Here is a 26,505-nt window from a genome sequence, read left to right on the forward strand (position 1 = left end):
CCTGAAGCTTGGTGATGATCAACAATTTCTTCACGTGCTCTGAAGGTTTGATTAAAAAGAGTTCTCCTCCTTTATTTCTGAATTTTGTCAGTATGGTTATCAGCACACCTATCCCACTACTGTTAATGTAACGAATGTCCTCGATATCAATGAGACAGTATTTAGCACCTTTACTCAAGGTATTGTTAACAAGTTCCACTAATTCAGGGCCATTGTTTTCCCCGATAAGATCCCCACTAAAAGTAAGTTTTAGCTGATCACCTGCCAGTGTGTGCTTATAATTCATTCTTACTATTTCTTTTGTTTTCACAGTCTTCTCTCTTACAGTTGGCATGAAGAATCAACGAATGTTGAACCACATCGAACTGCAAAAGTTGACCAACGGTATTTTGAATGTTTTGAATCCTTGGGTCACAGAACTCCATCACTTTGTTGCAATCAGTGCATATTAGATGATCATGTTGCCGGTAACCATAGGACTTCTCATATTGAGCGAGGTTTTTACCGAACTGATGTTTGGTCACCAAATCACATTCTACCAAAAGATCCAGGGTGTTATAGACCGTAGCCCTGCTTACCCTATAGTTCTTTTCTTTCATGCTAATGTAGAGCGACTCTACATCAAAATGCCCATTACGTGAATATATTTCTTCAAGGATTGCGTATCGTTCTGGAGTTTTTCGTAAGCCCTTCTCCTCTAAATACTCAGTAAATATCCTCTTAACTTCCTCAAATACGACCACTTGTCACAAATTTTATACAAATATAGATGAGATGATGAAAAATCAATCAGCTATCACGAGTTACAGAAACGACACCCTGCACACGCTCAAGATTTTTAATCAATTGATCGACGTGTTGGGTATCACTGACATATAATTGGATTTCTCCTTCAAAAATTCCTCCCTCTGTATTTATGGTGATAGACCTCATGTTCACTTTCAATTCCCCTGAGATAATACTAGAAACATCGTTTATCAAACCAATTCTATCAGTTCCAATTATATGGAGACCTGCAAGGAATGTATTGTCCTGACTTGAGGTCCATTTAGCCTTAACGACTCTGTATCCATAATTAGATAAAAGCTCTGCAGCGTTTGGACAAGTCGTTCTATGGATCTTGATCCCATCATTTACAGTAACGAAACCAAACACATCATCTCCAGGAATGGGGTTGCAGCATTTGGCAAACTTATAATCCACTACATCCATGTCCTCTCCTATTAACAGAAGGTCATAGTCTTTTTCACGAACCTTCTTAATCTGAGACTGCATCGCCTTGGGGTCTGATACCCGGCGATATTTAGGTTCTTTCTCTTTTTTCTCGTTGAATTTCTTAATTAACGAATGATCAATTTTGCCCTTACCTATGAGATAGAATAGATCGGTAGGGGTCTTTACTTCGAAATGTGCTGTCAGCTGCTCAAGGGTCTCCTGGTTAAAAGGAACTTTCAGCTGTTTCAATTTGCGTTGAACAACTTCTCTTCCTTCGGCAGCATATTGTTTTTTCTCCTCTTTCAGTGATTCTTTGATGCTTGACTTAGCTTTTGAGCTGACTACATATTTGAGCCAGTCTTCATTTGGTCGTTGTTTCTTTGATGTCAGAATCTCAATTTGGTCTCCATTTTTCAGCACATAGTTAAGTGGGACTAACTTCTGGTTGACTTTAGCACCAAGGCACCTCGCTCCTACTTCAGTGTGGATATCGAATGCAAAGTCTAGAGCTGTGGCACCATTGGGCAATGTAATGAGGTCACCTTTGGGAGTGAAGGCAAATACTTCTTCTTGAAAAAGGTTGGACCTAAAATCATCCACAAACTCGATTGCTGAAGCGTCGTTTTGTTCTAGTATTTCTCGGACTTTACCTATCCACATTTCCAATCCCTTATCAGCGTCTGGATTCTTACTCTCTTTATATTTCCAATGTGCCGCATATCCTTTCTCTGCTATCTCATCCATTCGTCGGGTTCTGATCTGGACCTCTACCCATTGACCCTTTCCGCTCATGACAGTGGTATGAAGAGATTCATATCCATTCGCTTTTGGGATATTGATCCAGTCCCTCAACCGGTCTGGATTGGGTTGATAATAGTCCGTCACTATAGAATACACCTGCCAACATGCCGCTTTTTCATTTTCTACTTCAGTGTCTATGATGATTCGAATGGCAAATAGATCATACACTTCTTCGAAGGGCACATTCTGCTTTCGCATCTTATTGTTAATGCTATGTATAGATTTGGGACGACCTTTAATCTCATAATTGAAGCTCTGAGAATTCAGCTCTTCCTTAATTGGCTTAATGAAATTTCGAATGAATTTATTACGAGCGTCCTTTGTGGCATTGATCTTATTGGCAATATGACTGTAGGCTTCCTGATCCGTATACTTCAGGTAAAGATCTTCCAACTCCGACTTGATTGCATAAAGACCTAGGCGGTGAGCTAGTGGTGCATATAAATAGATTGTTTCGTTAGCTATTTTTAGTTGCTTGTCTCTCGGCATGCTACCGAGTGTGCGCATGTTGTGCAGTCGATCTGCCAGTTTGATCAGAATGACCCTGACGTCTTCGGATAGGGTAAGGAGCATCTTTCTGAAGTTCTCGGCTTGTTGAGAGCTCCCCTGTTCAAATACCCCGGAGATTTTGGTAAGTCCATCAATAATTTTCCGAACCTTGACTCCATAGCCTTTCTCAATATCACCAAGTGAGACTTCAGTATCTTCCACAACGTCGTGTAACAGCGCTGAAACGATGGAGGTAGTGCCAAGTCCAATTTCACTGACACATATTTGAGCTACTTCTAAAGGATGAAAGATATACGGTTCTCCAGATTTTCTACGCATGTCTTTATGCGCATCCATGGACATGTAAAATGCTTTTTTGATGACCTTGGCATCTCCGTCTTTGAGGATTGGCTTGGCATGCCTGAGAAGCTTCCGATACCTTCTTATGATCTCCTTTTTCTCTTCTTCTAAATCAACCTCAATCATTCATTAAAATTTTTTTCAACACCCTTTGCAAAATTAATCTTTTATATATCTTTGCACTCCATTTCACCAGCGGATGTGGCGAAATTGGTAGACGCACTAGACTTAGGATCTAGCGCCGCGAGGCATGGGGGTTCGAGTCCCTCCATCCGCACTCAATAAAACAACCCTCTTCCTATTCTTGAAAACAATCGAGATTTGAAAGAGGGTTTTTATTTTATAAACATTAATACTTACCAAATTGGAAATCACACTTGACAAAATCGACAAGACCACTGGTTTAATTAAAGTTAAATTAAACGAAGATGATTACCAACCAGGAGTAAACGAAAAGATCAGAGATTATAGCAAGAAGGCTAATCTCAAAGGGTTTCGTCCTGGAAAGGTGCCCACGGGGTTAATCAAACAAATGTATGGTAAGTCCATCAAGGTGGAAGAAATCAATAAGCTGGTATCTGACAAGCTTAATTCCTACTTGAGAGAAAGTGACTTACTGTTCTTAGGTGAGCCTATGCCTAGAGAAGAGGATTTCGAGTCTATCGATTTTGACACACAAAAGGATTTTGAATTTTCATATAATGTTGGATTTGCAGAGGACTTCACTCTACCAGTCGACAATAAGTTCAAGATCGATAAGCATTCAATCAAGATTGATGATAAGGTGATTGACGAAACAGTGGAGAATCTTCAACGACAGTTTGGTGATACCGAAACGGCTGAGGTGTCTGAAAATGATGACATTATCTATGGCCCTATCCGATCCAAAGATGGCGAGATTGATAAAGAAATCAGCATTGACCTGAAAGACACTGAAAAGGCAGCCACCAAGAAGTTAACAGGTGTGAAGATCGAAGAAGATGTGGAGATCGATCCAAAGAAGCTTTACACTGACAGTCACAAACTACACCATCAGCTTGATATCTCTCATGAGGAGTTTGACAGTCTAAAAGGAAAGCTAACCTTTACAGTAAAGGGAATCTCCAGACAAAAACTTGCTGAGGTCAATCAGGAGTTGTTTGATAAAACTTTCGGTGAAGGTGCTGTGAAAGATGAGAAAGAATTCAGAGCAAAAGTAGCCGAGTCTGTAGAAGGAAACTTTAAAAACGAAGAGGAGCGTTACTTTGAGTACCAACTGAGAGAAAAGCTTATCGAAAAAGCAAAAATTAATATCCCTGATGAATTCTTGAAGGATTGGTTGGTAAAAACCAATGATCAGATTACTCCAGAGATTTTGAAGGATGAATACACGACTTATGCTAATGAGTTAAAGTGGTCATTGATCCGTAACAAAATAGTAAAAGAGCAAGAATTCAAAGTAGAAAATGACGAAGTTGTCAATGAGGCCAAAGAATTGATCAAACAGCAATTTGGACAAGCTGGTCTCATGGGACAGATGGAAGACAAGCTAGACATGTTTGCACAGAATTACCTACAAGCTGAAAATGGTGACAACTACATGAAAGTGTACAACCAAGTTCAGAACAAAAAAGTCTTCGATTATATCAAAGACAATATCTCTGTGAAAGAGAAAAAGGTAACTATGGATGAATTCCGTAAACTTTAAGGAAACTTAGTCCAACCGAAACGAGTTTATTAAGAGTCCTTAGTGCATAAGGACTTTTTTTATTTTTGCCTAGTTAAGCTAAATTGAACACATGATCGATAAAGAAGAATTCCGAAAATTTGCCGTAAAAGGCCAAGGAATCAATGGTTTAACATTTGATTCCTATACAAATACCGTAGAAAACATGACCCGATCAGTAATCGAGGAGAGACCTACCCGGTTTGCTGAAATTGATGTTTTCTCCAGACTTATCATGGATAGAATTATTTTCCTCGGCATGCAAGTGGAGGAGAATATTGCCAATATCATCACTGCTCAGCTTTTATTCCTGGAGTCTGTTGATTCCAAAAAAGACATCCTACTCTACATCAACAGCCCTGGTGGCTCCGTTTATGCTGGACTAGGTATGTATGACACCATGCAGCTAGTAAGCCCTGATGTGTGTACTATCTGTACAGGTATGGCGGCTTCAATGGGAGCGGTACTCATGGCAGGAGGTGCTGATGGTAAGCGATCTGCTCTACCACACTCGAGAATCATGATTCACCAGCCAAGTGGTGGTATGCAAGGACAGTCTCGAGATATGGAGATCACTCTAAAGCAAATGCAAGAGCTGAGAAAAGATCTTTATACGATATTGGCCAACCATACTGGAAAATCATACGAACAAATAGAACAAGACTCAGACAGAGATTACTGGATGAGAGCTTCGGAGGCCAAGGAATATGGCCTGATAGACGAAGTATTGGAACGAAATAAAAAGTAAAATGGCACAGGTAACGTGTAGCTTCTGTGGGAGGAATAAGAAGGATGTAGATCTGATGATCTCGGGGATTCACGCGCACATTTGTGATAAGTGTATTTCACAGGCGCAGCAAATTCTCAACGAGGAGCTAAAGACAAAAAACACAACAGAGAGTCCGAAATTCAACCTCATCAAGCCTGCGGATATGAAATCGCATCTTGATGAATTTGTAATCGGTCAGGATGAGGCTAAACGCTACATATCTGTTGCTGTATATAATCACTACAAGAGACTCATGCAGACCGAAAGCAAGGACGATGTGGTGATTGAGAAATCGAATATTGTGATGGTAGGTCAAACGGGAACAGGTAAAACCTATCTCGCAAGGACTTTGGCCAAGATTCTTCAAGTGCCTTTCTGCATTGCTGATGCGACGGTATTGACCGAGGCAGGTTATGTGGGAGAAGATGTAGAAAGTATTTTGACAAGATTACTCCAGGCAGCCAACTACGAAGTGGAGGCTGCTGAACGAGGGATCGTTTACATCGATGAGATTGATAAGATTGCCCGCAAGTCTGATAACCCGTCCATCACACGAGATGTGAGTGGTGAGGGTGTACAACAGGCACTGCTTAAGTTGCTAGAAGGTACTTCTGTCAATGTGCCACCGCAAGGTGGAAGGAAGCACCCGGATCAAAAAATGATTACCGTAAACACAGAAAACATCCTATTCATCTGTGGTGGAGCATTTGATGGAATAGAGCGACATATAGCCAATCGACTGAACACACGGCCAATTGGTTTTGCGAGTAAGGAAGATTTTGACATGAGTCAAATTGACAAAGAAAACCTACTCCAGTACATCACGGCACAAGATCTAAAAAGCTTTGGCCTGATTCCTGAGCTAATTGGTCGTCTGCCTGTACTGACCCACTTAGACCCATTGAACAGTGACGCACTGAAGCGAATACTGACCGAACCAAAAAATGCGCTGATCAAACAATATGAGAAGCTATTTGATATGGAAGAGGTGAAATTGACCTTTAAGTCTGACGCGCTTGATTACATTGTAGACAAAGCCATGGAGTTTAAGTTAGGTGCACGTGGATTGAGATCCATATGTGAGGCCATAATTACTGATGCGATGTTTGAGATACCTTCTAGTAAGGATGTAAAAGACATGGAAATCACTAAAGATTATGCTGCAGAGAAGTTTGAAAAATCAAAATTCAACAAGCTACGAGCGGCTTAAGTCTACTATGATTTTAGCTGCATTTTTTGAGGCACTTTTCTGACCCAATATTTTACGAATCTCCGAATAACCTTCGGAGATTCTTTTTTTGGCCTGCTCATCAGTGAGAAGAGTTTCTAGTTCAGCAACCACATTGGCAGAGTCGTATTCTCCCTGTATCAACTCTGCTACTACCTTTCTTCCCAACAGTAGATTGACTAATGATATAAACGGAATCTTCAGTAACAATTTTGCTGCTAGATAGGTGAGTAAGCTGGTTCGATAAACAACCACCTGTGGCACTCCAAGAAGGGCAGTTTCTAAGGTAGCCGTTCCGGATGTGACTACCGCGGCATCTGCTACACTCAATACATCATAGACCTTACCAGAAACCACATGCACATTTTCATATCTGATGAGAGACTTATACAACTCTTGATCCAGATTGTCTACTGCCGAGACTAGAAAGGTATATTCTTCAAATACCACTACCAGTCGCTCAATGACCTCTATGGAGTTTTTCACTTCAGAGGGTCTGCTACCAGGAAGTACAGCTATTACTTTTTTATTTTCAAACTGGGCTTTGAACTGTTGATCGGCTTGATAGTTATTAATAGCATCCAGCACTGGATTTCCTACATAATCCACTTCCAGTGAGTGTTCCTGGTAGAAGTTTTTTTCAAATGGTAGAATAACCAGCATCCTATCTACCACCTTTTTGATCAGTTTGACGCGAGCCTTATTCCATGCCCATATTTTGGGTGAAATGTAATAAACAGTTCTTATTCCTATTTTCTGAGCGTATTTGGCGATACGCATATTGAAACCAGGCGAGTCGATCAAGATCAAACAGTCCGGCCTAATCTCCTGGATATGACGCTTACACTCCTTGAGCCGACCTAAAAGTCGAGACAGGTTAACTAATACTTCTGAAAATCCAATGAAATTAATAGAGCTGTAATCTGCTAAGACTTCAGCTCCTGTTTGTCTGATATATGATCCTCCCCAAGCAAAAAACTTAGCGTCTTGATCAATCGCTTTGATCTCGTTAATTAAACTGGCCCCATGAAGGTCTCCAGAGCGCTCACCGACGAGGATAAAGTATTTCATTGCTATTCCCCAAAGTACTCTACGTAGTTTCTTGGTGTTTCGTAAAGTTTGAGTTGATGCAACTCACCATATTTGGCAATCTCCTCCACACCGGGCTTGAGTATTCGCCAAAACTCTATAATTAACGTTTCACAGCTCGCCAGCTTGTCCGTCATGAAGTCTACATCCAGATTGAGATTTTTATGATCTACTTTTTCGATGATCTCATTTCTTATGAGAGTACTCAATTTCTTTAGATCCACCACAAATCCAGTGTCCGGGTCTGGAGTACCCTTGACAGTTACAATCAATTCGAAATTATGACCATGCCAGTTTTCGTTGGCACATGGACCAAATACCTCCACGTTCTTTTCCTTACTCCAAGCCGGATTATAAAGCTTGTGAGCCGCATTGAAATGCTCCTTCCTACTTACGTAAATCATACTTCTGTAAATTGTGGCACAAAGATAAAAGGAAATTGATGCATACCCATGATGCCTTTTTTTCAAAAGACTAATTTTGACGTATGATAATAGTCACAGGCGCAGCGGGATTTATTGGGAGTAATCTCATCTTGAAACTAAATCAACACAACTTTCACCATATTGTCGCTGTAGATAAATTTGATAACCCCGATAAGAATTCAAACTTAAGTAAGGCGAAGGTTTTGGCTACTATCGACAGAGATAGTTTCATCGCCTGGGCGAGAGATAATGCGGAGGCTATAGAATTTATATTTCATCTAGGAGCAAGGACAGATACCTTGGAGCAAAACATGGATCTTCTTCGTGAACTAAATACCGAATATACCAAGCGAGTTTGGGAGTTGTGCACGGAAGAACAAATACCCCTGATCTATGCGAGTTCAGCAGCTACTTATGGAGATGGTTCACTTGGATTCAGTGATGACAAGGATTTGTTACCTAGGCTTAAGCCATTAAATGCCTATGCTCAGTCCAAGCATGAGTTTGATTTGTGGGCTATAACTCAGGAAAATCAACCTTTTTACTGGAGTGGCTTGAAATTCTTTAACGTGTATGGACCTAATGAAGAGCACAAAGGCAAGATGGCGTCAATGATTCACCAGGCATTCATACAAATAGAATCTACAGGCAAGGTACGACTATTCAAATCTCACCATCCAGACTATGCTCATGGAGAACAAAAACGTGACTTCATCCATGTGGATGAAGTCACTGATACTTTGATCAAGCTTATGCATCATCGAAAGAACCCTGGCATCTATAACCTGGGCACTGGCAAAGCCCGATCGTTCAATGAAATGGTGCGCCAGGTATTTGAGTCACTCAACAAGCCAGTGTCTATAGAGTACATTGACATGCCAGAACATCTCAAAGATGCTTATCAGTACTTTACTGAGGCGGAGATGACTCAATTATACCCATCTATATCATAAGGAAGGTCTTTTTATTCTGGTCCTTTCAATATTCTCAATTATTATTGCGTTTTAATTACCGTCAAGTACTAACTAACAATATGCGAATTACTCTTTACCTCTTTGCGGTGATTTCTCTGTACACTGCTTTTAGTCAAGTAGAACCAAGTGAAATTGCTAAAAAAATTCAAGATTTTCATGAAGTCAATCCTCCGGAAAAACTCTACATAGACTTCAATAAATCAAGTTATGTCAGTGGAGAAACTATTTGGATGAAGACTTATTTAATGTCTGGATTCTTCAATCAACTTAGTCCACTTAGTAGAGTCATATATCTCGAACTGACAGATAGAGATGGGGCTGTTATTCAAGAGATCAAAGTGGAATCTAAAAGTGGAATCGGAGTAGCACAAATAGATTTAAACAGGGACCTTCAAACGGGCATTTATTTGCTAAGAGGCTACACCAACTGGATGAGAAATTTTGGAAAGCAATATTTCTATCAAAAAGAAATAGCAATCTACAATGTCTTCCAATCTCAAGATGAATTGGTGAAGCTGGACACTCAAATAGTGAAAGCAAATTTCTACCCAGAAGGTGGAAATCTCGTCAATTCAATCCAATCTCGTGTTGCCTTTCAAGTTTTTGACCAAAATGGGTATCCAAGACAAGGAGAGTTTACAATAACTGACTCCAATGGAAATGAGTTAGGGAAAGTTACCTCTGACAATGAGGGTATGGGACTATTCAATCTAAAACCTACAAGTGGAGAGTCCTATTGGTTAAACTCTGGTGACTCCAAATTCAAACTACCTGCTGCAGCCGAAAAAGGTCAGGTTCTGTCCCTTCTAAATATTCCCACTTTTGATAACATTAGAATTCAAATTCAAAACAATGACTCTCAAGTCAACAACCTAACGCTAGTAGCTCATTGTAGAGGTTTACCTACGGCGGCAACCGTTTTGCCTCTACAGAACAACGTAGCTGGTGCGTCTATTTCGAAAGAGAATTTCCCTCCAGGTGTTAATACTATAACTATTTTCAATGAATCTGGTGTTCCACTCATTGAAAGGCTATTCTTCATTGAACCTGAAGAATCTTTAAAAGTTAATATTCAGTTGAAAGACTCCTCCCTTAGTAAAAGGGAGTTGGTAGAGCTATCAATCACCTCAATGTTCGCTGATGGAGCTCCTGCAAAAAGTTACCTGTCACTATCTGCCACCAACGATTGGGAGGTGGACTTAGATCCCAATGAAGACAACATTGTATCTTATATGTATTTATCAGGTGATCTACCAGGACTGATCAATAATCCAAGAAAGTATATAAATAAGAATAACGACAGTAGATGGAAAAATCAGGACCTATTGATGATGATCCACGGCTGGACACGATTTAAATGGGATGAGATTTTAAATGATACATTTAATAGAACATACCCGATAGAACAAGGACTTTATACTACCGGAAGGGTGGAAAAAGCTCTTAGTAGTAAACCTGCCAAGGATGCAACCATAGTCTATACTGTACAGCAAGAGGAACTAACGATTGGCCAGGTAGAATCTGGAGATGAAGGGCAATATGCTATCAATGACCTTTATTTTCACGGTGAGAAGTACATTGTACTCGATGCTAAGAATAAATCCGGTAAAAACACTGTCAAACTCATCCCCGATACTGTTATCACAAAACCCGATTACCAACAACCGGTACGATCATTTCTCCCAGAACAGAATGACGAACAGCAAGATGATTTCATAGCAAAGAGTTTGAAAAGACAACAAGTAGATGCTGCCTTTGACTTTGAAGAAGATCTGGTAATGTTGGAGGGGATTGAAATCACAGGTGAAGCGGTAAAAGAAGAGGAGAAGGTTAATAACATCTACGGTAAAGGTGACTACACCCTGTCTACTGCGGAGATGGCAAGCTCCTCCACCTATAACCATCCACTTGAGCTCTTACGAAACAGAGTTTCTGGAGTTCAAATTACTGGCTCTGGTATCAACTGGTCTGTACAAATTAGAGGACAAGGATCAATCAACTCAAGTACTACACCCATCATCTTATTAGACAATGTGGAAGTCTCACTGGACTTATTGAATAGTGTACCTCCTAATCAAATCAGGAGTGTAGAGGTGTACAAAGGCGCAAGTGCCGCTATTTTTGGCGCAAGAGGAGCGAATGGTGCTTTGGCATTTTTCACCAAAACTGGTGAAGGGCTTTCTGTCATCAACAGTTACTCAGAGGATATCAAAGTAGTAAAATTAGATGGGTATCAAGAATACAAGGAGTTTTATTCTCCTGATTATAGCGTAAAAGATGAACGCCATGTTAAGCCTGATTATCGCTCAACAGTCTATTGGAATCCAGATTTGGAGACAACCGAAGATGGAGAAACATCTGCCAGTTTTTATACAACTGACGAACCAATGAATATTACTGTCATTGTAGAAGGAATGACTCAGAATGGTTATCCTGTTTATGGAGTGAAGAAATTTAAAGTGAGGTAACATAGTTACCTCACTTTATTTTTTTACTATAGCAAAGACTCAATGTAAGCACTTAGTTGTGCCACATCTGTGGCGTCATCAAAATCAACTGATTTCTTCTTCAAGTAAGCCTTAATATCCTTCTTTTTAGCTTGAAACTTGCTATAAAAATTACCTCTGTTCAACTTGAAGTCATCTAGGTTTCCGTCTCCATCGATAAAGAAATAATCTTCTGATTGTACAAATTTATCATATGCGCTTTGACCATAATCTGGTGGTGTAACCGAGATTTGATTCACTTTTAATTTTTGGTAAATTTTAAACTCACCTTCATAAATAATCCTGTAAAAACCATCAGCTTTTAGATCATTAGAACCTATCAAATCACCTTTTTTGAAGTTGTAACTGACTGTCTTATCAGAGCCTTCAGGTATCATACCAAATTCAAACCCATCTAGGATTTTTGAATCTATTATCAGCGGACTTTTACCCTCTCTTTGAAACTCAAGGTTATCATCATAAGCATTGTAACGAACCATCACACCATTGATGGTATTACCATCTCGAACAAAAAACTTTCCAGGAAACCACTTGCCAGAACCTATATAAGGACTCCCCTCTACTTTCTCATATTTCTTCATCATGATGGGTTGTCCACCCACCTGGTTCACATTTGCAATTTGACTATATGCATTTATTGTTAACACACTGAAGACTACAAGTAATCCAATCGTCAAATAATTTCTCTTTCTATTCATTGTTTAATAAATCGTTTACTTTCTACTAATTGTTCGTTTCTGTAAATATTAAAAATGTATACGCCATTTTTCAAATGAGCTATGTCGATTTGCTTTATAGTGTTATATACGGTTGATTTCGTTACTATTTTGCCGGCAAGAGACCATATTTCAATCACATCGTTGGGCTGAACTCCCTTTACATTTAATGCGCCCTGGGCAGGAACCGGGTATAAATTGACACCCGCTCCTTCTGTGCTTAGAACATATTCCACTGCATCTGAGATCCTACTGGAACACGATTCACTATCATCGACCAAATAAGCAGCGATGTATGTCTTTCCATTATGCAGATCTGACAAAATTCTACCTTCTTCTCCATCAATTACTATGCCATCCTCAAACCATTGATATTTGTCTTTTAACAATGAAGCAACTAATCCTTCCTTCGTTTGAATCAGCTCGAACGACTCCAGTCTATTGTCAACAATTTCTACCAACTTTGTAAAGGATTCTTTTTGATTTTCATTTTCAATAGTTAACGTTATTTCGTAGAACCCTGGCTCAGAATACCAGGTTATTGGCTCAGGTTGTGTAGCTCCAAACGAAAGATCATTCCCAAAATCCCAAGAATAAGAATCCACCACTCCATCTGATAAATCCACTAGTTGAATCACTGAATTGGCGCAAAATTCACTCGTTTCAAAGTCCGGAAACAATAAATCCACACAGTTTAATTCAAGTACATTTTCACTAGAAACAACAGTACTCTTCGTTCCAACATTAAAAACCCCATCAGTCAGTACTACCAGATTCTCGATATTTAAAGACTCGTAGCATCGTTTCTTTCTATTTAGAAATTGGATGAAGGACTTATTCTCAGCGCTAGCTCCGCTCATGGTCGCCCCAGGAGATAAATTCAAAACATGCGCTATCTGCAGTGTATCGCCTTCAGCAATACTCAATGTGCCTTTAATATCAAGGGTATCCACTAAAAGGAATCCATTCATTTGGCATTCCGCATTCACTTCTGCCTTGACCATAGTAATTCGTCCAGTTAGTTCCGAAATTCCATCAATTACGAAATAATCGGACGTTTGAAGAGAATCTTCAACCTGAAACTGACTTTGTTCCTCTAATATCCAGGTGTTTGATTTAGACTCTAGATTATCCGAAGTAGAAGTAAAATTCGAATTGATCGTAATGTCATTCTCTTCAAGGACTACAGAGCATTCTTCACCAATCGAGAATTCATTTAAAACTATTTGTCTATTAATGAATGCAAATTCACCACTGACAAGTGTTAGTTGATCCCCGTTTACATTCGAAGTAATAGTATGAGTATTTGACGATACAATATTTAGATTAGTACTGGCAGTCCAGTCAAACCCTAAATCTATAGGCTGATCCTGAGTAGGCATCAAAGTCAATGTGCCATTTTTAAATGTGAGCCCTCGTGTCTCCATTGAAATCTGTCCTCTAACCACTAATTCATTTCCTGATAAATCGATAGTTAAATCGTTATCTGCATACAGAAATAAATTTTCGATTTCTAAATTCTCATCAAGAGTAACAGTTGTAGGGGCCGATAGGCCGTTTTTATCAAAAATCAAGCTGGGTGACTCTAAAGTTGTTTCAGAATTGGTTTGCCCTCCTGTATTTGAAGACCAGTTTCCTGGATTATTGATAACGTTATTCGAAGCACCTACCCAATATATTACATTATTCAGATCACCTCTAAACTGTCCTCCAGTTATTACTAAAGCATATTTTTGACTTGATAACAGCCCTTTGTGTGAAACTGTTATAGTATATTTTCGAGCTTGTGGGTTCTTAAGTTCTACCTGTTCCACATTATCCACGACATTATCTCCCTTGGTCGCAGACTTAAATGGCTCTTCTTTCTTGAGAACCCAAGGCAATTCGGTATTCCCTTCTTCATCAAAAATCCTACAATCAAGATCATTTACAAGATTGGGCAAAACAGAATTATTTCCTATTACCTCACCAGAGGGATCTGTCCACACCAGTGTTGCTCTTATTGGTTCTTCCCCATTTGAAAACAAACTGAAGGTATGGGTTTCACCATTCTTTAATTCGTTATACACAAAAACCGTGTCTTTATCATTTTCATGAGCCATTACATCTATTGCATCAGCCACATTCAGTACTCCCCAGCCAAATCTATAATCTGGACCGGGCGCGGCTCCAACATCCCTCGCAGTATGTATGGCCAACGCTTTCAATTCCGCAGAAGTGAGGTAATCACCGTTACCATAATCAAAGGCATACTGTTGAATAACCCCAAGGCTCCCTGTTACATTGGGAGCAGACATTGAGGTTCCCTGTAAGGTTGTATATTGATCATCACCAGCTGCTGATGTTGAATATACACCAACTCCATCGGCAACTAAGTCTGGTTTTATCCTACCATCTTTTGTTGGCCCCCAACTACTGAATGAACTCATCACAGCGGATTCAGAAGATACAAATTCATCGAAACCAGTAATAGCTCCTACTGTAATTATGTTTTTGCTTACTGCCTTAGGCCCAATTATACCATAAGGGCCATCAGCAGGTCTAGATCCATCTCCAGCATCTGATCGATCATTTCCAGCGGACCAAACAATAGTATATTTTGGAGCATTATAAGCTATTTCATCAATGGCTTTGCTATCTCCAGTATAGGCACCAAACCTAGTGTCAGTTTCTGATTCATCACCGTACCATGCCCAACTTGATGTTGATGAATTATAATTCCATCCTAAGATGTATCCATAAGAATGATTAGACAGGATTAATCCATCGCCAGCTTCAGTGGCCATCGGCCCTAGATCATTGCTAAATGCATAGTAAGAATGAATGGTGGTCTCAGGTAACATTCCTCTAGCCTGAGATACTACCCCACCAGCACCAATTGTACCACTTACATGTGTCGCGTGTGTGCTATAACTATCTCCTTGTTTGTTTTTAATTCTTCCGCCCGCAAATTCCTGATGAGAGTTTAAAACCAAGCCCCCATCCCAAACTCCTATGATCATATTCTGACCTCTCAAAGGGAGACCTAAACCCGTGTCCTGTTGTACAAATTCAACTCCCGTTGTTTTTCTTGCCTGATCATTGTGCAAACCTATAAATCGAGGGTTGCCGTTGACTATATCATGGATGGCGTAGGTAAATTCACCGTCATAGTAGATGGATTTCTCATTGGGATGCGTTAATAGGTAATCCTTGATTCGACCCTGCCTTTCCTTTGCCAGCAATTCTTGCTCCTCAGCAATTTCTACCAACTTAGCTTTATTGAATTCTTGAGCAGACAATAATCCGACAAGCATCCATGCCATGCAAGTATAAACTCCAAATCTTAATAGCGTACTCATAGCTGTAAGTAATAAAGGCCATGCTCCAAAGAAGCATGGCCTTATTTTAATTAATATATTTTACCAATTAATTGGCCGTGATTACTGTAGTTCCTGGGAAGATTACCGTTCCATCTTGATAGAACAAATAATCCGCAGTGATAACGCCAGTTGCCTCATCATAAGTTCCCGCAGCTTCGTATTCATAGTTAGCTGTACAACAATCATATGATTGTTTTGCGGCGATAACAGTACCACTGGTAGCACCGGGTGCACTTGGAGTAAACTCCCATACCACATCAGCACTTGCTCCAACGTAGTCTCCAAAAACAACTAGTATGTCGCAATCACCACTGTCGTTTGCTCTTCCAGTACCAAGGTTAGAACCATATCCAACATCTTCTACAGAAACATCACCATACCATACTGAAGTATTAGAAGGACAATCGTCATTCAAAATACCTACGGTAACGCTAGTATTTGCAGTAACTCGTACTCCACCACTAGCATCAGTTAATGTCAATGTGAAAGTTCTTGCTTGAGGCTCGAACGCATTGTTATCAACAACTGTGAAAGGAATAGATGCACTGTATTCTCCAGCTGGAATAGTCACAGAAGTTGCAGAAAGTGAAAAATCCACTCCTTCTACTGCATTGGATGTTTCCATATCAAATGAAACAGTGACTTCACTTGATTGTGCTTGCGAAATATCTACAACGATACTTCCATTTCCATCTGCCTCACCGATCTGCAGGCTCGTTACGTTGAATGACACGAACTCATCGGTAAGCAAAGTATCGGTCCCTGGATCATCAAAACATCCTGTAAGGAATACTAAGAGAACCAATGGACTTAATATTTTAGTTATATGTTTCATAATTAGTATCAATTATATCCTGGGTTTTGATTCAAAACATTGTCACTTAGTTCAATTTCCGCTTGCGGAAGTCTTGGAAGGACTTTGTAATTGCTGTAAGGCAAAGTACCTACACCAGCTGCTGCAGGTTTAGTAATATCTCTACCTAACCTTTTTAAGTCGAACCATCTGTGACCCTCAGCCATGAACTCAATTCTTCTTTCGCGAAGAACATTATCAACAGTGGCACTCACACCTCCAGCTAAACCACGAGCAGCTCTGAAAGCATTCAAAAATGGATCTCCAGCACCTGGCCCTAGAGCCTCAGCAGCAATTAGATATCCTTCAGAAAGTCTCAAAATAGGAATGTTCTCCTGGAAGGGCAATGTTCCTTTGTTTCCTTGCCACTTATCAAATTCCTCACCTAGAGATTCAGTATTGAATAAACCTCTTCTCACATCACCAGCTTCAGACTCGATTTCAGCAATCAACTCGTCACTTGCAACGATGATGAATTGAGAACCACCAGTATTATTCATTAGCAATGAATGCAAACTGTTGTTAGGTCCATCAACACTGCTCCAGTCGTTAACTAACAGATCTGATTCGAAAAGAGATTCTGGATGAAATACATTTGCAGCATCATCCCAAGATGTTAAGTAATTAGCAGCACTAACCAAATCAGAACCATTTCCCGCAATTACTTGCTGCGCATAGTTCGCTGCATCAGAATCTCTACCCCAGTACAGATAAACCCTAGCAAGAAGTAATCTAGCTGCATCTGCATTTGCTCTAGCTACCCCATTAGATCCTGGAGTTGCATCTGGAAGGTCAGCGATTGCGTCCAGAAGGTCTTGCTCAATCTGCTCATAGATTTCAACGTTAGTAGCTCTTGCTCTATCATCTGCATTACTCAGACCCAAAGTAGGCTCCGTTCTTAGGATAACTGATTCGTTAAATCCATTTACTTCCTGACCTGGTTCATAACCATAAACTCTAGCCAAATCGTGATAAAACAAAGCTCTCAAGAACTTAGCTTCTGCAACCAGTACATCTTTGTCAGCTTGAGTACCTTCAACTGATTCATCGTTAATCAGATTAATCACGATGTTACACTCATTGATTGGAACGTACCGATTAAACCAAATACCTATTCCTGAATTCTCAGCATTTACGTATTCTAGTTCGTATCTACCAGTAAGCTGTGCCAATTCCATATTATCAGCAAGAATTTCTGGTCCGATCATCATCGTTTGGCCATAGTAACCAAAGTCATTTACACTTTCGTATGCTGAAAACAAAACTGCTTCAAATCCATCCACGTCTGCCAATACAACTTCTTGTGGTAGAGCCGCTTTATTTTCAACTTCCAAGTCTGTACAACTAGTCATTGCCAGTGTTACAGCTGTAAGTATGTATAGTAATTTTTTCATTGTCTCTAATTTTTATGATTAAAGTCCGATGTTAAGACCAACTGAGAATTGACGTCCTAGTGGATACGCTCCGTAAGAAGATGTTCCCGTTCCGTTATTGTTAACAACAACTTCAGGGTCAATTCCATCATACTTAGTCCAAGTAACAAGGTTCACACCCTGAACGAAAATTCTTGCTGACCTCATGTTGATCGCATCAAGCAAAGCTGATGGGAAGTCATAAGACAACGTTAAAGTCTTTAATCTGATATAAGACGCATCTGACATGAATCTGTTAGTACCGATGAATCCATAATATTGATCAACTCCGTTGATTACACCATTTGGTGTTACCATTGGCACGTTTGTTTGATCACCAGGATTTTGCCATCTGTCCATGATATCCACTCTTTGGTTACCTACACCTCTACCCGATAGTAGGTTGTACAAGTCACCATTGAAGGCATCATTACCAAACTGGTACTGGAAGAATACATCTAGCGTGATTCCTTTAAATGAGAAGGTGTTGCTCCACCCACCATAACTTGTAGGAATAGCGCTTCCTCTTACTGCACCATCGTCAAAAGTACCCTGGTAAGCCAGCTCACCATCAGCTGTTCTGATCATCGCTCTACCGTTAGCTGGGTTCACACCTGCATAGTCAAGTAGGTAGAAGAAACTAACCGGCTGTCCAACTATAAGTGAAGGAATGTTTCCACTGAATATAGTATCTGAATCGATTAGTTCAACAACTTCGTTTTCAAGGAATGTAGCATTAAAACGTGAATCCCAACGGAATCCTCCAGCATCAACTACAATACCTCCAACCTCAAGGTCAATACCTTGGTTTCTAACTTTACCTATGTTCGAGGTAATGTTGTTGTTGGCAATACCAGCATTCTGGAAGAAAGGCACATTGAAAAGAAGATCATTGTTATTAGTTCTCCAAACATCCACTGTACCAAACAATCTGTTGTTCAAAAGAGAGTAATCCAAACCAATGTTGATTGCTTCTTCTTCCTCCCAGGTCAACTGATCGTTACCCAACTGAGCGATAGTCACTGTAGAACCTCCAAGGTACTGTCCAGTAGCTCCACCATAAGTGGTTTGTGTCTCGTAGTTTCCGATTTCTGCGTTACCAAGCACACCGTAGCTCGCTTTCAATTTCAAGTCATCGATGAAACTAACACCTTCCAGGAACGACTCAGAAGAAAGTCTCCATCCAGCAGAGAATGCATAGAATGTTCCATATTTAGTTTCACTACCGAATCTAGAGTGTCCGTCTCTTCTCAAAGTAGCACTTACTAAGTATCTATCATCAAAATCGTAATCAACTTTTCCAAAAATACCTAGTCTCTTGTACTCCTCGAAAAAACCTCCAACAGAAGACGGCTGTCCGTTTCCTGGCAGTCTAAAGAATGGGTTCGGGAACTGGTTAGCTCCTAAACTTGCTCCTTCTCTTTCTTCGAACTTGTACTCATAACCAACCAACGCTTTAACAGTGTGCACATCAGCAAATGTCTTGTTAAAGTTCACGTTATAGTTAGTGTTAACGTTCACTGTTCGTCTGTTGTTGATGAAAATCGACCCACCACTAGCAGCAAAAACTGGGATAGTAGATGGTCTTTGGTTATCATCTCTGTTCATAGAGAAGTCCACACCTATGAAACCAGATACTGACAAGAATGGTAATACCTGATAAGAAATAGATGAACTAGATACCGTCTGCAATGTGCGTCCCAATCTTACTTCCTCGTTCACACCTTGAAGGATATTATACCCAAATAAGTGAGAAAGTCCATTCGTTGGATAAGGGTTGTAGTTTCCAGCAGAGTCAACTGCAGGTGAAATTGGCATAGCTTCGAAACTAGCCACCCAAGGACCGTTCACGAAGTTACCGTTGGCAATTGTTCCGAAAGTCTTGATATAAGCAAGAGACAATTTCGCTCCAATAGTAAGCTTCTCGTTAGGTCTGTGACTTAGGTTCAAACGACCAGTCAAACGCTCAAAATCAGATTGGATAACCTGACCTTCCTGATAGTTGTAAGATCCACCAAAGAAGAAAGTAGTTTTTTCATCACCACCACTCATTGAAAGATCGTAAGTTCTGAATCTAGCATCCTGGAACATAGCATCCAACCAATCGTATTCATCGTAGGAGCTTGGATCTTCAGGATTTCCGAACAATGCATAAGCACCTGTATTTGGATCGTTAGGATCCTGGCCTGCATTAATTTGCGCCTCAGCTTTGATAGTTGTGAATTGTTCCGCATCCAAAACATCATACAGGTTGAACGGCTGGACAACACCCTCCTGAGCGGAGAAGTTTACTTGTGTCTTACCTTTTGAACTACCTGATTTGGTAGTAACAATGATAACACCGTTTGCAGCTTGTGCTCCATAAATAGCAGCGGCAGAAGCGTCCTTCAAGATATCGATAGACTCGATATCGTTAGGGTTGATTGAGTTCAATGGGTTTGCTGAACCTTGGGTAGTTTGACCCAAGCTCGCCACTTGAACACCATCAATGATGATCAAAGGATCGTTACCTGCGTTAATGGAACCAACACCTCTAATACGGATGTTCATAGCTCCTCCAGGCTGACCAGATGCAGCGCCAATTTGAGTACCAGCTACTCTACCTTGAATAGCTCTGTCAAATGACTGCATTGGCAAATCCTTGATTACATCACCTTTCACTGATGCAACTGAACCTGTTACTTCTCTTTTCAACTGCGACTGGTAACCAGTTACAACAACTTCTGTCAGTTGCTGAACATCTGATTGCATGTCAACATCGATTACTGATCTAGAACCAATCTCAACCTCTTGAGTGGCCAAACCAATAAAAGAGAAAACAAGTGTTCCTCCTTCTTCCGGCACACTTAACCGATACTGTCCATCCAGATCAGTTGTCGTACCAGTAGTAGTCCCTTTCAGAACCACGTTTACTCCAGGAACTGTTCCTCCCTCATCGGAAGATGTAACAGTCCCTGAGACTGTCCTTTGTGCTGATGCCGAGAAGGCAACAACCAAAGAAAACATGAAACTCAGTAGTAGAATCCTCTTCATATTTTACTGTTTGTTAAGTAAGCATTATGTTTCTAATCCCTAAAATAAAGCATGAAAACGTTATTTTCAGAGAATTTCTTAACCTTCTGAATATCAGAAGTGTTTGAAGGATTTTCAAATATTGACTGATTTTAATAGAAAATTCTGAGTAATTCGCTTTTTCTATTGCAACGCCAAATATTCAATGTCGCGACATACTTTAGCGAAATAAAATATTGACAAAAAATATTTAGAGAAAGACAAAATTTTTATCAGATCAAAGTCAACCATAGCCAGATTAACTCATCCGTAGATTATTTTATGTTTTTGCTATTCATTTAGCTCTAATTCTACTGTTACACATTTTCGTAATTACTTATTAGGCTAATAATTACTCTTTCAGTACTTTAAACTGAATTGATTGCTCCGTATTTTGAAAAAGAACAATAATGTAGGTAGCAGGTGGAAGAGTTCTCCAATTGTCTGATAATACAATTCTATTTTCTAATTCACCTATGCGGCGATCAATCACCTTTTGACCTTGTAGGTTATAGACTTCTAATTTGTGATATGGTTTAAAAATATCCAGCGTGATGTACTCTGCCGATGGGTTCGGATATGCTTTTACCGTCATATTACTATCAGCTGATGCAACTACAGCGATAGATGTAGCCCGGACTGCACATTGTCCAATTGTGACGTCTCCAGAATATAGTCCACTTTGTACTGCCTCGTACAGTTGACCGGTGGCACCTTCTATAGTTTGATCATTTAAATACCACTGGTAGGCATCACCATCACTCAGAGTTAACTGTACTTTTGTACCAGTACCTTGCTGCGTTATGATTGGCTCATGCAGCGCTGATATAATGAATACTGTATCAACTGATACAATGTTTAAGTCCGTGTCATTCGCACTTAGCACTACTTCATAGCTGCCAGTAGATGGAAACTCCACTACATGAGGACCTACACCAGTGGCTTGAGTAGGGATAGCATCTTCACCAAAAAACCACGACAAGCCGGCGACTGAACCGGTAGATTTATTAGAAAACTCATAGGTTACACCTTCACAACCTTGGGAACCTGCCACCTGTTGTGAAGAGAAGGCAGGAACTACACTCCCCTCCTCCGGCCCGAGAAGTTCAAAATCATCCAATGCCAACCCTGTATCAGTTACAGCCACATCAGAAAGAAAAGTGAATCTAAAGGACACATTTTCATTGCCTCCTAAAAAACTAACATTAGAAGACTTCTGCTCAAACCCGCTGGTTGTCCCGGTAAATATGGGAACCTGTGGTCCAAAAACAGCATCGGGATCGGACTGACCGTCATACCAGCCAGTACGGACCTCATCGTCAAGTTTATTCCATGTTTGTCCTCTATCGATTGTATATTCCACAATGAATCCATCCCATAAGTTCTCAAAGGAATACTTAGCATAAAATGAGATTTCATATGAACCTAATAGTGAAAAGTCAAACTCAGGAGTGTATAGGTAAGCCTCAGAATCATTTTCATATTCATTAACCGTTGGTCCAGTTACCCATGCATTATCTCCTGAATTAACACCATCCTTACCCGCTACCGCAGAGGCTCCCAAAACAAAACCTGTCCCCGATACTGTAATAGGTATGAAATCCGAGAGACTGGATTCAAAATCTCCACCATCATCCAATTGATAGGTACTTCCTTTGCGATTTATCACGGTTATATAATTCTCCCTGCTGAAGTCCGATGAGCCATTTGGATGAGTGACTGATAAACTCACATCAAAGCTTCCACCCTGTGTATAACTATGGACTGGATTCCTTTCAGAAGAAGTCGTGCCATCACCAAAATCCCAGTTATATGCGGTAGCACCACTTGATGCATAAAAAAACCTGACCTCCCCATTAGGAAAATTGAATGTTGTATCTGGAGAATAAAAGACCGCTTTTGGATCTGTGGTTTTGATCTGGAAATTATCGACCAGGAAGCCCTCGTTATTGTACTCGTCCGAGGAGCTAGCCAATAATAGATGTGATATTTTGAACATGACCACATTACCCACAAGATTATATAAGGGATAGGTAGCTGTTTTTAATTGGTGGACATCTTCCGAATCTCGCGTAGTGCCACCAAAAAAATCACCATAAACCAATTTACTGTACCAGTTTGCTCCAAGATCATCAAATGCCCGACCTAGTTTATTCCATGTCACTCCAGAATCAAGACTGTAGTACACTCCCACAAAGTCGAAATCACTGAATTCGGATAGATAGTCAAAACTGAGCTCATAATCGACCTCATCATTTCTTAGATCAAACAAAGGACTGATCAAAGCACTTTCAATTGATTTTGATGGTTTAGCAACGGGTTCACTTAAGGAAGTTGCCCAGGCAGTCGATGAATAATCATCAAATTTGCTACTGACCGTTCCTAGTTCCCATAATTGATCACTCTGGGTAGATCCAGCACTAACAAATGAAGCCGCACCTGCTTCAAAGTTGCCTCCATCTGAAGATAGAAAAGGTGGCATGATCAAAGAAAGAGTCTGGAGTTTGGTTTCGTAACTACCCTCTTCAGGTATTCTGTAAGACTTTCCAAGCGCATCCTCCAAACCATCAAAATAATAGAATAAGCTGCTAGCCTCTTGATCTGGTGTGACTTCACTGGTATAGATTCCATGATCTCCTTTAGTCAGGATAACACTAGTGGTATCACCGTTCTGATAAAAATAGTTTAGTGTGAATTCTGTATCTACGAGTGATGTATCAGACTCAACTTCTACTTGAAAATGAAGTGGAGTTGAATTGCTAGCCACGAGTAATGGGTCGTGGCTGATATCTGTTCTAAACCAACCCATTTCGGCAAAGAAGGCCAAAGTAAGAGGTCCGGGGCTATGCAGCACTTCCGATGGAGCAACCGCAGGTGTCATCAGCGCATTTTCTGTATTGGAAAAGGTATTCTCGTCCCAGTGAGATATGCTAGATCCAAGATCATAGGGATTCGGAGCATATACTCGAGCCGGGCCGCCATTGCTTTTGTTTACCAAATCGCTACTTACGAAAACATTGTTACTGGTAAGAAAAGCCCCAACTTGCGTGGTATTGTTTGGCAGATCAATAATGTTGGTTTTTCCTGAATTTTCTAAGAAACTTGTATAAACCATTGGGAAATTAGTGCCGCTCAGATCCCACCTGCCAGTATCATCATCCTCATTGTATTCTTCACCGGAAATAAACCCTAAGCCATGCCCAAGTTCATGGAGAACAACACTCACCAAATCATATTGTCCACTGCCCTGACCATCCAGGCCCAGATACCAATTATTGAACTGACTATTGAATGATGCCTCAATATCATACTCAGAGGATGCGTTGAGTCCCTGGCCAGCCAGCTTTTCAGCAAGAGCCACGGGATACCAGGTATTGGGCATTGGTGCGTTGGCAAAATCACGATAAAAGACAGTGGACTGAGCAGCGCCCAAGACACCATCGCCCAGGTTTTCCCAAGTTGCTTTCACCCTAATCTTAACATCGGTTTTAAGAATAGACTCCCAAATATCCACAGCATACTGAAAAGCTTCTTTGGCTTCCTCTGAAAACCCCACATACTCCACTTCAAACACCGGATCAGCAGCACCGGCATTTGTTCGGTATTGACTGTTCATTCTTTCTGGTCTTGGGACATAATGCTCGTGGGGTTCTGTCTCTGCAGGACAGATGATAACAGGGCCTTTAATACTTTCCTGCCCTTGTGTGTGGTATACGCCTAGAGTTAGTAATAGTGCGAACAGCGGCTTAATTCTCATTATTCTAATGGGTTACTTCGTGAATCGGCTGAGCTAAGACGCCACCGTGCTAGCTCCAGCTTTGTTTAGACTAACTGATTATTTGTTCTTTCTATAAATATAAGTAAAACCGAGGCTTACAAATGACTACTTAAAAGCATTTAACAATTACTTGAACTAATCCCACTAGTCAAATACCGTAATCAATAAGAATATTTTAAGCATTGAACAGATTCAACGATTACCTCCTCATGGATTTTAAACAAAAAAAGGAGACCACAATGGCCTCCTTTTTCTAATAATATTAAGTGATCTCCTTATTGATCCCACCAGATTTTTGATGTCCCTTTGTCACCATTTCCACTTAAGTTGGAAACAGCAGCACTGTAGTTGCCACCATTCAAAGTAGCCTCTTCTGTAGGGTACAGATATCTAGTAGGGATGTTACCATCATTGATTGCATCAGTAGCCGGAGTCAAAGAAGGAATCCCTGTTCTTCTCCATTCAGCCCATGCATCAAATCCCTGACCAAATAAGCTTACCCACTTCTCTTCAGCGATCACAGTAGCCAGACCTGCGGTTCCAACATCAGCTACTCTTGCTGCTGCATAAGCTGCAGCATCAGCAGTGATACTTGTTCCGAAGTGTGCGTCTAGTGAAGCATAGGACAGAGTGATACCATCTGTAAGTAATGCAGTGGCATCTTCTGATGTCCATCCCATAGCAGCTGCTTCAGCTCTGTTAAGAGCAACGTAAGATGCAGTCATCATAGGAAGTGGAGTAGTATTATTCCAGTAATTATCATTGCTGATAGATGCAGCACCAGCACCTGTACCATTGGCATAGCCATAAGGCACACCATCTAGTGTTGGGTCTGTAGAGTACACATTGATTCTTGCATCCAAAACAGAGTTGGAAGTTGGGTTCAGAGTGGTATCAGTAGTGTTCCCTTTTAGCGCATCAGAAAACTCCTTAGACATGAAGTAGTCAGGAGTTCTATTTTGGTTCCAAGGGTTTCTAAATCCTGCGATATCCTCAAAAGTAAACCAAGCCTCTTCAGCAACAGTTTCAATTACACCAGCTGAGTGACTCAATGCTGCATTGAACTCAGTAGCGGCCATACCAGACGCAGTTGGGTAAACTCCAGAAAGCTGCAACGAAGCCTGAAGGATCGCTGAGTTTGCAAGTTTAGCCCACATATCTACATCTCCACCGTAGATGATGTCTCCAGAAGGAGTAGTAGTGGATGCATCTAGCATATCTCTACCAGCTTTAAGCTCAGCAATGATGCTATTATAAATTGACTCTTGTGTATCATAAGCAGGTTCGATGTTATCCGTTCCTTTGAAAGCCTCAGAATACGGAGCATCTCCCCAGTTATCAGTTACACGTTTCATGATAATTGCCTTCATGATCATTGCCACACCAGTCTGGTTTTCAACAGAACCCTGAGACAATACTGCAGGTGTTAAGTTTTCCTCCACTTTAAGGTATTCAATGATTTCATTCAATGAAGACAATGAGCCAACATAATATGTATACCAAGATGTAGGCACCTCTTCATACTGCATAGCAGTAGTATAAGTTACCTGAGACTGATACTGAACATACAATGTAGGTTTCATCAACCCATCTCGACCAGTAAGGGTAGCATAATCCATGATTGCTCCTGAAAGCAATCCAGCTGTATACGGAGACGCTGCTCCGTTCAAGTTTTCGTTTGTATCTCCGAAATCGATGTTCTCACAAGCAACGAATAGTTGTGAAAGAACAGCAACGGATAGTATATAAGTTAATTTTTTCATTTCGATCC

General features: G+C 40.5%; 17 protein-coding genes and 1 tRNA gene (1 of these 18 cut by a window edge). 6 read left to right on the forward strand and 12 right to left on the reverse strand.

Features of this window, described 5'->3' with window-relative positions; translation table 11 throughout:
• The 3 genes in view from ACO067_RS06875 to ACO067_RS06885 are tightly spaced (at most 46 nt apart) and all read right to left on the reverse strand, a layout consistent with a single transcriptional unit that may run on beyond the window.
• Nucleotides 1-286, reverse strand: partial view of an STAS domain-containing protein gene (locus ACO067_RS06875; RefSeq protein WP_421872312.1) — the 5' portion only. The gene continues 53 nt to the left of window position 1, outside the view; the window shows 286 of its 339 coding nt (coding positions 1-286); it begins with the start codon at nucleotides 284-286; its stop codon lies off the left edge, out of view.
• Entirely contained in the window at nucleotides 276-743 is a 468-nt protein-coding gene (locus ACO067_RS06880) for a Fur family transcriptional regulator (protein WP_421872315.1), read from the reverse strand. The genes ACO067_RS06875 and ACO067_RS06880 overlap by 11 nt, the downstream gene beginning before the upstream one ends.
• 46 nt (nucleotides 744-789) lie before the next feature.
• On the reverse strand, nucleotides 790-2,991 hold the full coding sequence (locus ACO067_RS06885) for a RelA/SpoT family protein (RefSeq protein WP_421872318.1): 2,202 nt from the start codon (nucleotides 2,989-2,991) through the stop codon (nucleotides 790-792).
• A 69-nt stretch (nucleotides 2,992-3,060) separates the two neighbouring features.
• Between ACO067_RS06885 and ACO067_RS06890 the strand changes: the two genes are divergently transcribed.
• The 4 genes from ACO067_RS06890 to clpX all read left to right on the forward strand — a co-directional run bounded on the left by ACO067_RS06890 (nucleotide 3,061) and on the right by clpX (nucleotide 6,549).
• Nucleotides 3,061-3,142: transfer RNA gene (locus tag ACO067_RS06890), tRNA-Leu, on the forward strand.
• Between the two features lie 87 nt (nucleotides 3,143-3,229).
• Nucleotides 3,230-4,552: a trigger factor gene (gene tig, locus ACO067_RS06895; RefSeq protein WP_421872320.1), complete on the forward strand. Its 1,323-nt coding sequence runs from the start codon at nucleotides 3,230-3,232 to the stop codon at nucleotides 4,550-4,552.
• A gap of 91 nt (nucleotides 4,553-4,643) precedes the next feature.
• On the forward strand, nucleotides 4,644-5,318 hold the full coding sequence (locus tag ACO067_RS06900; RefSeq protein ID WP_421872323.1) for a ClpP family protease: 675 nt from the start codon (nucleotides 4,644-4,646) through the stop codon (nucleotides 5,316-5,318).
• A 1-nt stretch (nucleotide 5,319) separates the two neighbouring features.
• Nucleotides 5,320-6,549, forward strand: coding sequence for an ATP-dependent Clp protease ATP-binding subunit ClpX (gene clpX, locus ACO067_RS06905; protein ID WP_421872326.1), 1,230 nt, complete (start codon nucleotides 5,320-5,322; stop codon nucleotides 6,547-6,549).
• On the opposite strand, the gene lpxB is transcribed toward clpX, so the two are convergent.
• Nucleotides 6,535-7,638 (reverse strand): lipid-A-disaccharide synthase, encoded by a 1,104-nt coding sequence (gene lpxB / locus ACO067_RS06910; protein ID WP_421872329.1) that lies wholly within the window; start codon nucleotides 7,636-7,638, stop codon nucleotides 6,535-6,537. The two genes, clpX and lpxB, sit on opposite strands and share 15 nt — an antisense overlap.
• A 2-nt stretch (nucleotides 7,639-7,640) precedes the next feature.
• Nucleotides 7,641-8,060, reverse strand: a complete 420-nt coding sequence (locus tag ACO067_RS06915; protein WP_421872332.1) for a 6-pyruvoyl trahydropterin synthase family protein — start codon at nucleotides 8,058-8,060, stop codon at nucleotides 7,641-7,643.
• Between the two features lie 83 nt (nucleotides 8,061-8,143).
• Here ACO067_RS06915 and rfaD point away from each other — a divergent pair, with 83 nt between their 5' ends.
• Together rfaD and ACO067_RS06925 are read left to right on the forward strand one after the other, a co-directional pair.
• The gene (rfaD, locus tag ACO067_RS06920; RefSeq protein WP_421872336.1) at nucleotides 8,144-9,034 is read left to right on the forward strand and encodes an ADP-glyceromanno-heptose 6-epimerase; all 891 of its coding nucleotides are present in this window, start codon (nucleotides 8,144-8,146) and stop codon (nucleotides 9,032-9,034) included.
• Nucleotides 9,035-9,114: 80 nt separating this feature from the next.
• Nucleotides 9,115-11,523, forward strand: a complete 2,409-nt coding sequence (locus ACO067_RS06925; protein WP_421872339.1) for a TonB-dependent receptor — start codon at nucleotides 9,115-9,117, stop codon at nucleotides 11,521-11,523.
• A gap of 26 nt (nucleotides 11,524-11,549) precedes the next feature.
• Here ACO067_RS06925 and ACO067_RS06930 read toward each other — a convergent pair whose 3' ends face one another.
• From ACO067_RS06930 to ACO067_RS06960, 7 genes are all read right to left on the reverse strand, one after another.
• The gene (locus tag ACO067_RS06930) at nucleotides 11,550-12,260 is read right to left on the reverse strand and encodes a hypothetical protein (protein WP_421872341.1); all 711 of its coding nucleotides are present in this window, start codon (nucleotides 12,258-12,260) and stop codon (nucleotides 11,550-11,552) included.
• Nucleotides 12,257-15,619, reverse strand: coding sequence for a S8 family serine peptidase (locus ACO067_RS06935; protein ID WP_421872344.1), 3,363 nt, complete (start codon nucleotides 15,617-15,619; stop codon nucleotides 12,257-12,259). The genes ACO067_RS06930 and ACO067_RS06935 overlap by 4 nt, the downstream gene beginning before the upstream one ends.
• Before the next feature lie 67 nt (nucleotides 15,620-15,686).
• Nucleotides 15,687-16,475, reverse strand: a complete 789-nt coding sequence (locus ACO067_RS06940; RefSeq protein ID WP_421872347.1) for a Calx-beta domain-containing protein — start codon at nucleotides 16,473-16,475, stop codon at nucleotides 15,687-15,689.
• Between the two features lie 8 nt (nucleotides 16,476-16,483).
• A complete protein-coding gene (locus ACO067_RS06945) occupies nucleotides 16,484-17,887 on the reverse strand; it encodes a RagB/SusD family nutrient uptake outer membrane protein (RefSeq protein ID WP_421872351.1) in 1,404 nt (467 codons plus the stop codon).
• A gap of 18 nt (nucleotides 17,888-17,905) precedes the next feature.
• Nucleotides 17,906-20,938, reverse strand: a complete 3,033-nt coding sequence (locus ACO067_RS06950) for a SusC/RagA family TonB-linked outer membrane protein (RefSeq protein WP_421872354.1) — start codon at nucleotides 20,936-20,938, stop codon at nucleotides 17,906-17,908.
• A gap of 370 nt (nucleotides 20,939-21,308) precedes the next feature.
• Nucleotides 21,309-24,713, reverse strand: coding sequence for a PKD domain-containing protein (locus ACO067_RS06955; RefSeq protein ID WP_421872357.1), 3,405 nt, complete (start codon nucleotides 24,711-24,713; stop codon nucleotides 21,309-21,311).
• Between the two features lie 296 nt (nucleotides 24,714-25,009).
• The gene (locus ACO067_RS06960) at nucleotides 25,010-26,497 is read right to left on the reverse strand and encodes a SusD/RagB family nutrient-binding outer membrane lipoprotein (protein WP_421872360.1); all 1,488 of its coding nucleotides are present in this window, start codon (nucleotides 26,495-26,497) and stop codon (nucleotides 25,010-25,012) included.
• Nucleotides 26,498-26,505 lie beyond the last annotated feature (8 nt).

This window comes from Marinoscillum sp. (assembly GCF_965229915.1).
In the GTDB taxonomy this organism is placed as follows: Bacteria; Bacteroidota; Bacteroidia; order Cytophagales; family Cyclobacteriaceae; genus Marinoscillum.